General features: G+C 64.1%; 14 protein-coding genes. 7 read left to right on the top strand and 7 right to left on the bottom strand.

Annotated features, from left to right (window positions below; translation table 11 throughout):
* Window positions 1-10: 10 nt before the first annotated feature.
* Window positions 11-1,351, bottom strand: coding sequence for an extracellular solute-binding protein (locus Q0030_RS38695; protein WP_298379830.1), 1,341 nt, complete (start codon window positions 1,349-1,351; stop codon window positions 11-13).
* A 544-nt stretch (window positions 1,352-1,895) separates the two neighbouring features.
* Here Q0030_RS38695 and Q0030_RS38690 point away from each other — a divergent pair.
* On the top strand, window positions 1,896-2,558 hold the full coding sequence (locus tag Q0030_RS38690) for a Spy/CpxP family protein refolding chaperone (RefSeq protein WP_176535038.1): 663 nt from the start codon (window positions 1,896-1,898) through the stop codon (window positions 2,556-2,558).
* 260 nt (window positions 2,559-2,818) lie between these two features.
* On the opposite strand, the gene Q0030_RS38685 is transcribed toward Q0030_RS38690, so the two are convergent.
* The 3 genes from Q0030_RS38685 to Q0030_RS38675 form a co-directional block, all read right to left on the bottom strand.
* Complete coding sequence (locus tag Q0030_RS38685) at window positions 2,819-3,220, bottom strand: VOC family protein (RefSeq protein WP_298379827.1); 402 nt, start codon at window positions 3,218-3,220, stop codon at window positions 2,819-2,821.
* Between the two features lie 122 nt (window positions 3,221-3,342).
* Entirely contained in the window at window positions 3,343-4,530 is a 1,188-nt protein-coding gene (locus Q0030_RS38680) for an acyl-CoA dehydrogenase family protein (RefSeq protein ID WP_298379823.1), read from the bottom strand.
* An 11-nt stretch (window positions 4,531-4,541) separates the two neighbouring features.
* Window positions 4,542-5,948, bottom strand: coding sequence for an MFS transporter (locus tag Q0030_RS38675; RefSeq protein WP_298379821.1), 1,407 nt, complete (start codon window positions 5,946-5,948; stop codon window positions 4,542-4,544).
* Between the two features lie 269 nt (window positions 5,949-6,217).
* On the opposite strand from Q0030_RS38675, the gene Q0030_RS38670 reads away from it, so the two are divergent.
* Both Q0030_RS38670 and Q0030_RS38665 read left to right on the top strand, forming a co-directional pair.
* Window positions 6,218-6,469 (top strand): PilZ domain-containing protein, encoded by a 252-nt coding sequence (locus Q0030_RS38670; protein WP_298379818.1) that lies wholly within the window; start codon window positions 6,218-6,220, stop codon window positions 6,467-6,469.
* A gap of 82 nt (window positions 6,470-6,551) precedes the next feature.
* Window positions 6,552-7,283 (top strand): adenylate/guanylate cyclase domain-containing protein, encoded by a 732-nt coding sequence (locus Q0030_RS38665; RefSeq protein WP_298379815.1) that lies wholly within the window; start codon window positions 6,552-6,554, stop codon window positions 7,281-7,283.
* A gap of 142 nt (window positions 7,284-7,425) precedes the next feature.
* On the opposite strand, the gene Q0030_RS38660 is transcribed toward Q0030_RS38665, so the two are convergent.
* Entirely contained in the window at window positions 7,426-9,495 is a 2,070-nt protein-coding gene (locus Q0030_RS38660; RefSeq protein ID WP_298379813.1) for an ATP-dependent helicase, read from the bottom strand.
* A 112-nt stretch (window positions 9,496-9,607) separates the two neighbouring features.
* Here Q0030_RS38660 and Q0030_RS38655 point away from each other — a divergent pair, with 112 nt between their 5' ends.
* Window positions 9,608-9,865, top strand: coding sequence for a hypothetical protein (locus Q0030_RS38655; RefSeq protein ID WP_298379810.1), 258 nt, complete (start codon window positions 9,608-9,610; stop codon window positions 9,863-9,865).
* Window positions 9,866-10,026: 161 nt separating this feature from the next.
* Here Q0030_RS38655 and Q0030_RS38650 read toward each other — a convergent pair whose 3' ends face one another.
* Together Q0030_RS38650 and Q0030_RS38645 are read right to left on the bottom strand one after the other, a co-directional pair.
* On the bottom strand, window positions 10,027-10,281 hold the full coding sequence (locus tag Q0030_RS38650) for a hypothetical protein (RefSeq protein WP_298379807.1): 255 nt from the start codon (window positions 10,279-10,281) through the stop codon (window positions 10,027-10,029).
* A 104-nt stretch (window positions 10,282-10,385) separates the two neighbouring features.
* The gene (locus Q0030_RS38645; RefSeq protein WP_246787591.1) at window positions 10,386-10,586 is read right to left on the bottom strand and encodes a DUF3072 domain-containing protein; all 201 of its coding nucleotides are present in this window, start codon (window positions 10,584-10,586) and stop codon (window positions 10,386-10,388) included.
* 61 nt (window positions 10,587-10,647) lie between these two features.
* Between Q0030_RS38645 and Q0030_RS38640 the strand changes: the two genes are divergently transcribed.
* The 3 genes from Q0030_RS38640 to Q0030_RS38630 form a co-directional block, all read left to right on the top strand.
* On the top strand, window positions 10,648-10,968 hold the full coding sequence (locus Q0030_RS38640) for a hypothetical protein (RefSeq protein WP_298379802.1): 321 nt from the start codon (window positions 10,648-10,650) through the stop codon (window positions 10,966-10,968).
* Window positions 10,969-11,059: 91 nt separating this feature from the next.
* Entirely contained in the window at window positions 11,060-11,278 is a 219-nt protein-coding gene (locus Q0030_RS38635) for a hypothetical protein (protein WP_298379800.1), read from the top strand.
* 439 nt (window positions 11,279-11,717) lie between these two features.
* A partial coding sequence (locus Q0030_RS38630; RefSeq protein ID WP_298379898.1) for a HAMP domain-containing protein occupies window positions 11,718-13,554 on the top strand: 1,837 nt, incomplete at its 3' end.

Below are 13,554 nucleotides of genomic sequence, written 5' to 3'. Positions count from 1 at the left end.
CATCCTTTCGTCAGCTTCGCATGAAGCCTTCACACTCGCCCTCGGCCCAGGCGAGCGTCTTCTCCATGCTTTCACCCTGGTAGTAGCGCAGGCACATCTTGGTCAGGGTGGCCTGGAAGTAGATCTGCTGCGCGACTTTTGGCGGCGCCGGCGAGGCCGCGATCGACAGCGTCTGGTGCTTGTAGGGGTTCGGGTAGTGGTAGAGCGTGCCTTTCGGCGGCCCTTGCTCTTCCCAGACCTTCAACGTCGTAAGCTTCTCATAGGCCGGGAGGTCATAGCCGCCGCTCGCGACCACCATCTTCTCGATCGATGCGGGTTGCGACAGGTAGGACAGCAGGCTCTTGGCCGCTTCCTTGTTCTTCGAGAACGACCAGATCGACCAGAAGAACGGCAGATAGGGCGCGAAGCGTCCCTTCGGCCCGGACGGGAACCCGTGCGTCCAGCATTGCTCGGCGACCTGCGGGGCGTCGCGCTTGGCGACCGCCCACGCGCTCGGCGGGTTCATGATCATCGCGCCCTTGCCCGCGACCAGCCACTTGTTGTTGGAGGCATCGTCCCATGCGGCAACATCGGGCGGCAGGAAGGCGAGCAGCTTCTTGTAGAATTCGAGCGACTGGCGCACCGCGTCGGTCTTGACGGTGAGGTTGCCCTTGGCATCGACCAGCTGCGCACCGAACGACTGGAAGATCGCGCCGGCGGTGTCGACACTGTCGCTGGTTTCGCCAAGACCGATGCCGAACGGGAAGCCGCCCTTGTGGCAGGCTTCGGCCGCCTTCAGGAACGTATCGAGGGTCCAGTTGTCGGCCTTCGGCGGGCTTCCGGCCGGATACATCTCCTGCACGTCGATGTTGGCGTACTTCTTCATCAGGTCGATGCGCGAGCAGGGACCCTTGATCTGGCTGCCGACGCTGGCGGGAACGCCGAGCCATTTGCCGTCGGCCTGGCCCAGATATTTCACCGTGCCGTTGACGTCGCCGTTCAGCTTGATGAGTGGGTCCATGATGTCGTTGACCGGCTCGAGCAGCTCGGCATTAGATTGTGGCCACCATGTCGGCATCTGGAAGATATCGTGACCGGATTTCGCCTGCGCCTCGGCGGCGATGGTGACGATGTTCTTGTTGCCCTGGCTGGTGATGTAGTCGAGCTGGACCTCGACCTTTTCCTTGGCGGCCCATTCATTGACGAGCTCGGTGGAGGCACTGTTTGCACCCGGCACCCAGTGATCCCAGAAGCCCATCGAGAGCTTTCCGGCTGCGTAGGCGCCACGCACGTAGGGGGCTGTGATGAGCGCCGCCGATGACAGCGCTGTCGCCGCAACGAATTCTCGGCGCGAAAGCTTCTTCCGTGACATGGCATTCCCTCCCTGGTAGCCGACGGACAAAAGGCTTTTTGAATCCCGTTGTTGTTTTTGTGCGTCGCGTTCGCGCGACATCGCGGGATTTCGTTCACACTGATCAGAACAGAATTGCCGGCTGCTGTCGAGAAACGAGATGCCTGTGCCACGTAGTACTAACGTTGTGGTCAAATCGCAGGCAGCGTCATCGGCATCACTGCAGTTGTCAGTGATTTGCCGCGCTCTTGCCGATCATGCTGCGACGCACGCGGAGGTTGGCACAGCGATGCTCCCGGACGGTGCGCGGTTGAGCCGCAGGTTTCCGGCCACGCCTGATCGAGCCGTGTTCCGTCATGTTGATGGCCAGCGCGACCGATAGACTTGCCGAAGCCGGAAACGATAAAGTCCGGATTCGTCGAACCTGCCCGCCGCGTCAGTCCTGCAATCCATCATCGATCACGGAGACCCGATCATGCTCAACCCGGTAGCGAAGCTGCGAGCACAGTGGAGATTGTGCGTCGCGGTTGGGGCCGCCACCGTCACGCTGCTTGCAGTGCCTCATATGGTCGATGCGCAGATCGTGCAGGGCGTCGAAAACGGCGCGCGCGAAGGCAACAAGGCGGCCGGCCCGGTCGGCGGCGTTCTGGGCGGAGCAATCGGCGGCGTCGTCGGGGTGGTGACCGGCGTGACCGGGGTGCTGACCGGCAACAACAACGCCAACCCCAATGCCGGCAACGGCAAGAACGCACAGGCTCCGGCGTCCGGTGACAAGCAAGGCGCCAAGGCCGCCAAATCGGCCAAGGCCGCCGCCAAGGACAAGGGCGCGAAGCAGGCGCCGACCGTGCTGACCCAGGCTGGCGCACCGCAGCTCACGGCCGAACAGATTGTCGCCAACAGCGACGCCAATATCGAACGGATCAAGAAGGAGCTCAACCTGACGCCGGAGCAGGAGAAGAATTGGGCCGGCTTCAACAGTGCGATGCACTATCTCGGGCACAATGGCGCAGATCGTCTCAACCTGCGCATTGCACGGGCGCAGCGCGATCCGCCTGACGACATCATCGAGCAGATGCGCAACGAGGCCCAGTTCCTCAATGACCGTGCCGTCGATCAGCGCGGCGTCGCCGACGCCGCCGAGCCGCTCTATGCGAGCCTCGACGACAAGCAGAAACAAATCTTCATCAACGAAATGGTCCGCCTCAGCCACGAACGCGGGCTCGATTGAGCCCCATCGACGGCGAAGTGGGGACGAATAGCCGGGCCACCAAGCCCTGGGGTAGGTTAAAGGCGCAGCACCCGGCTATTCTGCCGCAGCGGCGCGGCACGGTTAATTCGTCATTCAATGTTGAAGAAAAACGGACCGGATCACGCCCGAGTGATGGCCGAGTCAGGGCCTTGTCGGGAACCGTTTTGCTGAGATGAAAAATTGGCCGGCACATGCGCTGGCCAATTGTTGAGCAAGGGCAAAATCCGGCGAAGACCGGTTCAGCTCTTCGGGAAGTTCAGTTCCACGCCAACACCGTCGGGATCGTAAAGGAAGATCTGGGTGTCGCCGGTGCGCGGCACGATCTGCTCACGGAAGCTGACGTTCTTCGACTGCAGGCGCTTGCGAACCGCGTCGACGTCGGTGGCTGCGAAGGCAATATGATCGAGCCGGCCGGTGTCCTCATATTTCTTCTCGGTACCGCGCACCACGATGCCGTCGCGCGGCTTGCGGGTGCCCATCAAATGGACAGTGGCCTGGCCGCCGGAATAGAGCCAGTAGCCGGGGAAATCGAGCGGCGGGCGATCGCCATTCTCGAGCCCGAGCACGTCGCAATAGAAGGCCTTGGTGCGCTCGAGGTCCTGTGGCTCGATGGTGTAATGCTGTAGTCCGCCCAATGGCATGGTTCTTCTCCTTGAGAATTCAGATTAGAGCGTTTTCGAGCGAAGTGGGTACCGGTTCGCGTGAAGAAAATGCGTCAAAACAAGAATCTAGAGCCTCGGTCCGATCCAACCGGACCGAGGCTCTAGACGAAGCTGAGGTCGGTATCGACGCCCAGCATCCAGGCGCCGACGGTCTCAAAATGGCTGAAGCGGCCCTGCAATTGCTGGGTCACGGTGTGGATGTCGCGAAAGCGCCGCTCCAGCGGATGGCCGTCGAAGATCGCGGTGGCGCCGGCCGTGTTGTAGGCGAAGTCTACGGCTTCCCGCGCCTTGTGGATGGCATGCGTTGCCGCCATCCGGATCGTCATGCGCTGCGCAACCGTGATGCTGTGGCCGGCAACCAGATCCTGCCAGATATCCGCCATCGACTGCAGCAGGAAGCCGCGGGCGGCACGCAGATCGACCTCGGCCTGGGCGAGGCCGGATTGCACCACGGCATTGTCGCGCAGTGTCTTCTTCATGCCGCGCGGCACCTTGTTGCGGGCGACGTCGATGAAATTGTCCAGCGCGCTGCGCGCGGTGCCACAGGCGACCCCGGCGAAGCCGACCTGGTAGCAGGTGTGGTTGCTCATCCGGTACAGCGGGCCATTCTCGCGGCATTCGCGGTCGAATTCGCGGGTGATCGAATGGTCGGCGCGGACGAAGGCGTCGTTGAGCGCGAACTGGTCGCTGGCGGTGCCGCGCAGCCCGACCGTGTTCCAGATGTCGGTCCATTCGACGTCTTCGGTCCGCACCAGCATGGTGCGCTCGACCTGCTCGCCATTGGCGTCGCGGCGCGGCGAGCCGTCCGCGGCATAGACCGGACAGTGGGCGCCGAGCCAGGTGGCGTGCCGCCCGCCCGAGGCAAACGACCAGACCCCGGTGACGCGGTAGCCGCCCGCGCACTCGACCGCCTTGACCTTCGGGCCGGGTCCCCAAGCGAGCACGGCCCGCGGGTCGGCAAACATCTCCTGCGCGACCGGCAGGTCGAGATAGGCCGCCGACATGGCACAGCCGCCCGCCTGGCTCAGGCACCACGCCGTCGAGGCATCGGCCTTGGCGATGGTCTCGATGACATGGAAAAAGGTGACCGGATCGGTCTCGATCCCGTTGGTCGAGCGCGGCAACAGCAGGCGGAACAGGCGCGCCTCATGCAGGCGGGCGAGCAGATCGGGCGGCAGGCGGCGGGTCGTTTCGATCTCGTCGGAGGCGGCCGCAACCGCATCCCTGACCGCCTCGGCGTGGGCGATCACCTCGCGATCACCGGCAAGATCGGCTGAAGTCAAGCTCATGATAGCCTCCCTCAGGCGCGCCGGATCGTTGCGGAGGCCGCGACGTCAGCCGTCGCGTTGAGCTCCCTGTCGATCTGCTCGATCGACTTGCCTCGGGTCTCAAGCCCGAAGAACAAATAGACAGCACCCGCCATCAGGAACCAGCAGCCGAGATACACGAAGGCGGTCGGGATCTGGGTCAGCGGCACATCCGGCTTGAGATAGTTGTTCGAGCCGACAATCAGGGCAAGCCCGACCGGTCCGATGATCTTGCCGATGCCGCCGAAGCCATAAGCCGATCCCATGCCCGTGGTGCGCAGATGCGACGGCCAGACCTCCGCCGCATAGGGCCCGACGATCGCAAAGCCGCCGTCGGCGAAGAAGAACGCGGCGCCGAGCAGCAGCCAGAATGCCGACATGCCGAACAGCGTCGCGTCGTAGTGATAGCCGGCAATGATGGTCAGCGCGCCGGCGCCGAAGCCGAGCAGGCCGCCGGCGATGCGCCGTCCCAGCAGTTCCGAGAACCAGGAGAACGAGAGGCGGCCGAGGAAGCCGGTGATGCTGAGCAGGATCATCATCTTGGCGGCCTCCTGCGGCGTGACCTTCAGCAGCAGCACGAACAGCGCGGGCGCCCACAACGTGATGCCGTAGACGCCGGTCTGTGCACCGGCATTGCCGAGCCAGGAGACGATCAGGCTGCGCGGATATTTGAACAGGTCGAACCAGCTGGTCTTGACGATCGGCCCGGCGTCGGCCGCGCTCGGCAATGGCAGCTCCGATGGTGGCACCTGCAGGGCCCAGGCCAGCGACTTGCGGGCTTCGTCATAGCGTCCCTGCCGGCACAGCCAGCGCGGCGACTCCGGAACCCAGAGCCGGATCAGCAGCACCATCACCGATGGCAGCACGCCGATCGCAAACAGCAGCCGCCACTGGTCGGTGCCCATCACGGCTCCAAGCACCGCACCGAGGCCGACGCCGAGCGGGATCACGCAGGTCACGAGCCCGCCGACCCAGCCGCGCTTGTGCGAGGGCATGAACTCCTGCACCAGCGGCAGGTCGACGCAATAAAGTCCGCCGACGCCGGTGCCGACAAAGAAGCGCAGGATCGCCAGATAGACCCAGCCATTGTCGGGCGTGAAATAGAGCAAACCGGTTGCGATCGAGAAGTTCAGGACGGTGCCGATGAAGACGATGCGGCGCCCGACCCGGTCGGCGAGCCAGCCCCACAGATAGGCGCCGAGGATGGCGCCGATGCCGGAACTCATCAGCACGGTGGCCGACTGGCCGAAAGTGAGTTTCCACGGTCCGATCAGAAACGCGAGCACAAAGCCGATCAGGAAGTAGTCGAAGAATTCCAGCGCATCGCCGATGATGGCTGCCGCAAGGATCTTGATCTGGTTGCCGGTCAGAGTCGTCCGGCGATCGAGAATCTCGAACATGGCGCGTCTCCCCATGGCGCCTGTTCGTTGTTGTTGGGAGCGTGCGTCGCGCCAGCGCATCGCCCATAGGGTGAGGCTATCCTCGCGCTGTCGCGAACGGCAAGCCCGAACCGACGCGGGGCTCATCTGCACGGGCGCGATACGCAATCCGGCTTACTGCCGCGCACAAATCGTGGTGCGAAAGCCTGATGCGGGCCGCGGGAGCCGTTGACTCCTGCAATGCCGATCGCCCACGTTTGCGCGGAGAAAGCTTGAGGGGGGCAGGCCGGGTGGACGAAAAACGCAAGCATCCGCGAACCGAGGTCAATGAACCCGGCTATGTCTCGTCGGGCGGTTCGGTCATGCATTGCACGATCGTGAACATATCGCCGGAAGGGGCCGCCATCGAGGTCGAGAATCCGGCCTTCGTCCCGCACAGATTCCGCCTGGTGATGGCCCGGGACGCCTCGGTCGTCTATGACTGCCAAGTGATCTGGAGCAAGAAGACGCGGATTGGAGTGAGTTTCGTGACGCCCGCCTGAGCGCGGCAATCTCGTGGGGATGCCATGACCGACCGTGCCAGGATGGGCGGGTTTGGTTGCTGGAACAGCAGGTGAGGCGCCGATGACTCCGGAACCCGCAACGATCTGCCTCGGCTGCTGGCAAAACCTGCATATGCCGATCCCGTTGCGTGGTCCCTTGTCGGCACCGTTCCGCCTGTTCGGCGTCCGGCCGAGCCGTATGAATCCGAACACCTGCACGATCTGCGAGATGGCCTTCTCGAAAATCATGAAGGCGCGCGCGGTGACCATCGACGCCACCATCCTGTTCGCCGATCTGCGCGGCTACACCACACTGACGCAGACCATCGCGCCGGCCGGGCTGACGTCGTTGCTCGATGCGTTCTACGACGACTGCGCCGCCGCGATCTGGCGCTATGACGGCATTCTCAACAAGACGATCGGCGATGCCGTGTTCGCGATCTTCAATTTTCCGGTGCGGCGGGACGATCATGCCGTGCAGGCCTTGCAGGCGGCGCGCGAGATCCAGCGCCGTTTCCAGGAAAGACACGACGCCCTGGTGCGGACGATCGGCGCCGGCGACATCGAGCTCGGCATCGGAATCGGGATGGACAGCGGCGACACCAATTTCGGAGAGTTCGGCCAGACCCACCGCGACCTGACCGCGGTCGGCACGGTGGTCAATCGGGCGGCACGCGCCCAGGCCGCCGCGAAGTCCGGCGAGATCCTCGTCACGGCGGCCGTGCGTGATCGAACCCGCGACATGATTACCGCGGCGGGTTCCGATTATACGCTGAAGGGCTTCGACCAGCCGGTTACGCTGTTTTCTGCGTGAATTGACGCGGCGCAAAAAAGACGGCTCCAGCGTGCCATTGCGCGCCGGAGCCGTCGGGATGGTCGTTCGCCGATTACGAACGTCGCCTCAACGCCGGATCGGCGGTTTCGTTCCCGCCCACGTGAAATCCTTTCGAACCGGGTCAGCGCCACATGCCGCGCATCCGGGCGCCGATATCGATCGGCGGCGCGCGGGTGGCGGAGGTGGCCTGCGCGGCCGCGGCGCGCGGCCAGGTGGTCCGCTCGAACATCGGCAGCAGCCGTTCCGGGATGAAGCGGGTGCGCGAGGCGTACATGTGGCGGTCGCCCTTGGCGGCCTGGCCGTGGACGAAAAAGCGCTGCGGCACCATCAGATGCAGATCGTCCTTGGCGCGGGTCATGGCGACATAGAGCAGGCGGCGCTCCTCCTCGAGTTCCGCCGATGTGCCGGCGCCGAGATCGGAGGGCATGCAGCCGTCGACGACGTTGAGCACGTAGACGGATTTCCATTCCTGCCCCTTGGCGGAGTGGATGGTCGACAGGATCAAATAATCCTCGTCGAGCAGCGGCACACCGGCCTGGTCGCTGGTCGCATCGGGCGGATCGAGCGTGAGCTCGGTGAGGAAGCGTTCGCGCGACGGATAGCCGGCGGCGATCTGCTCGAGCTGAATGAGGTCGGCGCGGCGGACCTCGCTGTCCTCGTGGATGCGATCGAGATGCGGCTCGTACCAGAGCCGCGCGCGTTCGATGTCGACGGGCCATTCGGAGTAGCGAAGGTTCTCGATCGCCTCGACGAACAGCCGCCAGTCGGCGCCGGCGCGGGGCGGGGCAGGCAGCGCCGCCAGCGCGGTGATCGGATCGGCGGCTTCTGCCATGCGGTCGAGCACGCGCTGCGCCGAGGCCGGCCCGACGCCGGGCAACAGATGCAGGATGCGAAAGCCGGCGACCCGGTCGCGCGGATTGGCGGTGAAGCGCAGCAGCGCCAGCATGTCCTTGACGTGCGCGGCGTCGAGGAATTTGAGACCGCCGAATTTCACGAACGGAATGTTGCGGCGGGTCAGCTCGACCTCCAGCGGACCGCTGTGCGAGGAGGTGCGGAACAGCACCGCCTGATGCTTCAACAGCGCGCCTTCCTCACGGTTGGCCAGCACCTGCTCGACGATGTAACGGGCCTGATCGGCTTCGTCGCGGATCGTGACCAGCAGCGGCTTGCGGGTCGAGGTCCGGTCGGTCCAGAGGTTCTTGGTGAAGCGTTCCTTGGCGAGCGAGATCACGCCATTGGCGGCCGCCAGGATCGGCTGCGTCGAGCGATAGTTGCGGTCGAGTGTGACGATCTCGGCGGCCGGACTGAACTGGCTCGGGAAGTCGAGGATGTTGCGCACCGTGGCGGCGCGGAACGAGTAGATCGACTGTGCATCGTCGCCGACGACGGTGAGCCCGCGTCCGGCCGGCTTGAGTGCGAGCAGGATCGAGGACTGCAGGCGGTTGGTGTCCTGATATTCGTCGACCATCACATGGTCGAAGCGGCTGCCGATCTCCCCTGCGAGAGCCGTATCCGTCACCATCTGCGCCCAGTAGAGCAGCAGGTCGTCGTAATCGAGCACGTTCTGCCGTTGCTTGGCTTCGACATAGGCCGCGAACAGTTGCTTCAACTCGCTGGCCCAGCCGGCGCACCACGGGAAGAATTGGCCCAGCACGGCCTCGATCGGCATCTCGGCGTTCACGCAGCGCGAATAGATCGCAAGGCATGTGCCTTTGGTGGGAAACCGGCTTTCGGTACGAGAGAAACCGAGATCGTGGCGGACCAGGTTCATCAGGTCAGCAGAGTCCTCACGGTCATGGATCGTGAAGGCCGGGTCGAGGGCGATGCGTTCGGCGAATTCCCGGAGCAGCCGCGCGCCGATGCCGTGGAAGGTGCCGGCCCAATTCAGCGCATCGGTCATGATCGAGGCGCGATCGCCGAGCACGCGCCGCGCGATGCGCTCGACGCGGCCGGCCATCTCGCCGGCTGCGCGTCGCGAAAAGGTCATCAACAGGATGCGGCGCGGATCGGCGCCCGCGACGATCAGGTGCGCGACGCGATGGGCGAGCGTATTGGTCTTGCCGGAGCCTGCACCCGCGATCACCAGTAACGGGGCGCCGACGATGCCATCCTTGCCGACCCCATGCTCGACGGCGCGGCGCTGCTCGGAATTGAGCGCATCGAGATAGGCTGTGTTGGCAAGATCAGGCACGAATCACCCCCACGAAACGCTAACAGACATTGCGATTCCGTGGAGCCGGCGCACCTCTATGAGAGCAGAGAAATTAGATTGACATTAACGCGCCGCGGAGCACAACCGCGCCATGGCTGACGTTTCCAAATCCGACACGCCGCTGAAGGCGACATTCAAGGTGCGGCTGAACGGCGAGACGGTGACGCTCTCGACCGTCGGCCAGGCCTACCGCTTCATCAGCAATCTCAGCGCCGTCGAATGGATGGAGTTCCGCTCACTGCATGACGACGCGCTGGTCGCGCTGGAGCGCGCGGCCGGTAACGCCATGCTGACGGTGCAGGCAACCTCCGCGCTGCGGGTGCTGTTCGTCCGCGCGAAATTGCTTTGAAAAGAAATGGGCCGCCTTGGCCCTCCGCGGCGGCCCGAGAGTGCGGCCGAAGCGCGTTGCGCACCCGGCCGTCGCGTGTACCGCCGTTACCTTGTTTGCGGCCATAACGATCGGGGCCTTACGAAAGGCGCGCCGATTCGGCTGTAGCGGCAACGCCACAATCAGTGGCCGGCGTCGTCGACGAGGCGGTCATACACAAGTGCAGAGCGCAGGTTCATCGTTGCGATCCTCAGATAGCTGGGCTCGCGCATCGCGTTGTTGAACATCATGATCGCCGTCTTCCAGTACCCGCGCTCGCGCTGATCCGCGTTCAGTGCTGACAGATAATCCGCCGCGTCGCCAACGGTCGCGAGTGTTCGCCCGTCCTTCAGCGTAATCGGGAACGCAAGCGGCGACCGCTTCTCCAGCTCCAGCACGAAAGGCTCCCCCAAAAAGGCAAACAGCAATAACAGAACAGACCTAGCTGCGCCGCTCTATCAAAGCCTTAAGGGAGTGTCCGGCTCGGTCGAGGGTGGGCGGTTCAGAAAGAATCCGCCAGCGCGATCTCCGCCCTGAGGGCATCGATGCGCCGTTCGGCTTCCTCCGACGTCAGGTCGCGCGCGTACTGGTTCGGCTGATAGGCCTCCTCGGCCAGGCTTCTCAACCGCAGCGCCTGGGCACGCGACATCAGCCCGCCAAGCCGCTCCGCAACCCCGCCAAATCTCACCGCTGCCATGCTCATCGCTCACCTCACTTGCCGGATCGTGACTTGACAATATGTTCTATTTTTGTTCTAACAAGCCATGGACAACAAGATCAATGAAATTCGTCGCAGGATCAGCACTTTGCGGGCTGAGATGACCCTGGTCGAGGCGTCGATCCGGGACCAGGTCAACCGCGATCTGGATTGCAGCGAAGCGTCATACCGGCTGATGGCGATGCGCGCCGAAGTGGCCGAGCTTGTCGGCCGCTGGAAGGCTGCCGGCGGTGGCGAGCGCCTCCCCACGGTTCGGGAGCGGCTGAGCCGAAGCTTCGCGGATCGGCCGGTAGCAACCGCCAAGCCGGCCCCCGTCAAATCGGACAAGGGCAGCGCCAGGCCGGGCCGAAGCAACGCGAGGGCTTGATCGGTCCAAATCTGGTTTCGGGGCGGGAACCGAGCCACGGGGTGGGCATTTTCTTGTGGTGAGAGCCAACACCATAGCATCGCCCAGCGCCATGATCGCCGATCCGACCGCGCCACCGCGGGCATCGATGAATGACGATCGCAGTCCGCTGCTGACGCTGATCTCCTGCATCAGCTGCATCAGGACGATGAGGCTTGAGAGCAGCTATCCGGGCAGCGAGGGCAAGGACATCCTTCAATACCGCTGCGAGCAATGCAGCCGCATCGAACGGGTGCAATTGGTGCGGCGAACCTGGCCAGCAGACCGCTGATCCCTCGAAACCGTTTTAGACTTCGTCCGGCGTGTTGCCCATGATGCGCCCGGCGGCCTTGTCGCCGTTTGGCGGCACGCATGCTGGGCCGCGCCGATCGGTTGCATTTGATCGTCATGCCTTCCCAATCCGAGCAGCTTGTCCGGACCAAGCAAAGAGTTCCCATGCTGGTCGGAACTTTTGGTTCCATCGGCGATTAAGCTACTCGGTTTGCGTCACAAATCGCGGTTTTGGCGTTTTCCCGCTTGAATCGATCAAGGGCAGTCATTCTTATGGTCACACTGGCTTCTCCGAGTCCCTGGATTCGTGGCCAGCGCGTAGGGGAAATTCCATGACCGATCTCGGTTCGCCGCCTCGTCCCCGTGCTGATACCCGCCGCGCCCAATCATCGAACGGAAGCCTCGATTCCTCGCACGACCTGCTGCAATCGCTGCAGGCGATGCGCGGTGGCGATTTTTCGGTCCGGATGCGTGGCGACTATCTCGGTATCGACGGCAAGATCGCCGACGCCTTCAACGAAATCGCAGCCGCCAACGAGCGCATGGCGCAGCAATTGGCGCGCGTCGGACAGGTCGTCGGCCGCGAAGGACAGACCCGCCAGCGCGTCAATTTCGGCCTCGCCAGCGGCGCCTGGGCCGACATGGAAAGCTCGGTCAACACCCTGATCGACGATTTGCTGTGGCCGACCCGCGAGGTCACCCGTGCGGTCGCCGCGGTGGCGCAGGGCGACCTGCTGCAGACCGTGCAGCTCGACGTCGAGGGCAGGCCGCTACGCGGCGAATTCCTGCAGTCGGCAAACATCGTCAACACGATGATCAAGCAGCTCTCGGTGTTCACCTCCGAGGTCACGCGCGTGGCCCGCGAAGTCGGCACCGAGGGCAAGCTCGGCGGCCAGGCCCAGGTGCCGGAAGTGACCGGCGTCTGGAAGGACCTGACCGAGAGCGTCAACTCGATGGCCAACAATTTGACCGGCCAGGTCCGCAACATCGCTGAGGTGACGATCGCGGTCGCCAACGGCGACTTGTCCAAGAAAATCACGGTCGACGTCCGTGGCGAGATCCTGCAGCTGAAGGAGGCCATCAACACGATGGTCGATCAGCTGCGTTCATTTGCCTCGGAAGTGACGCGCGTGGCGCGCGAGGTCGGCACCGACGGCAAGCTCGGCGGCCAGGCGATCGTGCCCGGCGTTGCCGGCACCTGGAAGGACCTTACCGACTCCGTGAACGCGATGTGTGGCAACCTGACCGCCCAGGTCCGCAACATCGCCAACGTGACCACGGCCGTGGCGCGCGGCGACCTGTCGCGCAAGATCACGGTCGACGTCAGCGGCGAGATCCTCGAGCTGAAGGACACCATCAACACGATGGTGGACCAGCTCAATTCATTCGCTTCGGAAGTGACGCGCGTGGCGCGCGAAGTCGGTACCGAGGGTAAGCTCGGCGGCCAAGCGCAGGTTCCGGGCGTTGCAGGCACCTGGAAGGACCTCACCGACAACGTCAACTTCATGGCGTCGAACCTGACCGCCCAGGTCCGCAACATCGCCGACGTCGCGACCGCGATCGCCGGCGGCGACCTGTCGAAGAAGATCACGGTGAACGTGTCGGGCGAGATCCTTCAGCTGAAGGAGACGCTCAACACCATGGTCGACCAGCTCAACGCCTTTGCGTCGGAAGTGACGCGCGTGGCGCGCGAGGTCGGCACCGAAGGCAAGCTCGGCGGCCAGGCCAACGTGCTCGGCGTCGCCGGCACCTGGAAGGATCTCACCGAAAGCGTGAACTCGATGGCGTCGAACCTGACCGCCCAGGTCCGCAACATCGCAGCGGTGACGACCGCGGTCGCCAACGGCGACTTGTCGAAGAAGATCACGGTGGACGTGCGCGGTGAAATTCTCGAGCTCAAGGACACCATCAACACGATGGTCGACCAGCTCAACGCCTTCGCCGGGGAGGTGACGCGCGTGGCGCGCGAGGTCGGCACCGAAGGCAAGCTCGGCGGTCAGGCCATGGTGCGTGGTGTGGCCGGCACCTGGAAGGACCTGACCGACAGCGTCAACTCGATGGCCTCCAATCTCACGGGACAGGTGCGCAACATCGCCGAGGTCGCAACCGCGGTGGCGAAGGGCGATTTGTCGAAGAAGATCACGGTGAACGTGTCGGGTGAAATCCTTCAGCTGAAGGAAACGCTCAACACGATGGTGGACCAGCTCAACGCCTTCGCCGGCGAAGTGACGCGCGTGGCGCGCGAGGTCGGCACCGAAGGCAAGCTCGGCGGCCAGG

The sequence above is a fragment of the uncultured Bradyrhizobium sp. genome, from assembly GCF_947648125.1.
GTDB lineage: Bacteria > Pseudomonadota > Alphaproteobacteria > Rhizobiales > Xanthobacteraceae > Bradyrhizobium.
This window is presented reverse-complemented; position numbering and strand designations above follow the sequence as displayed.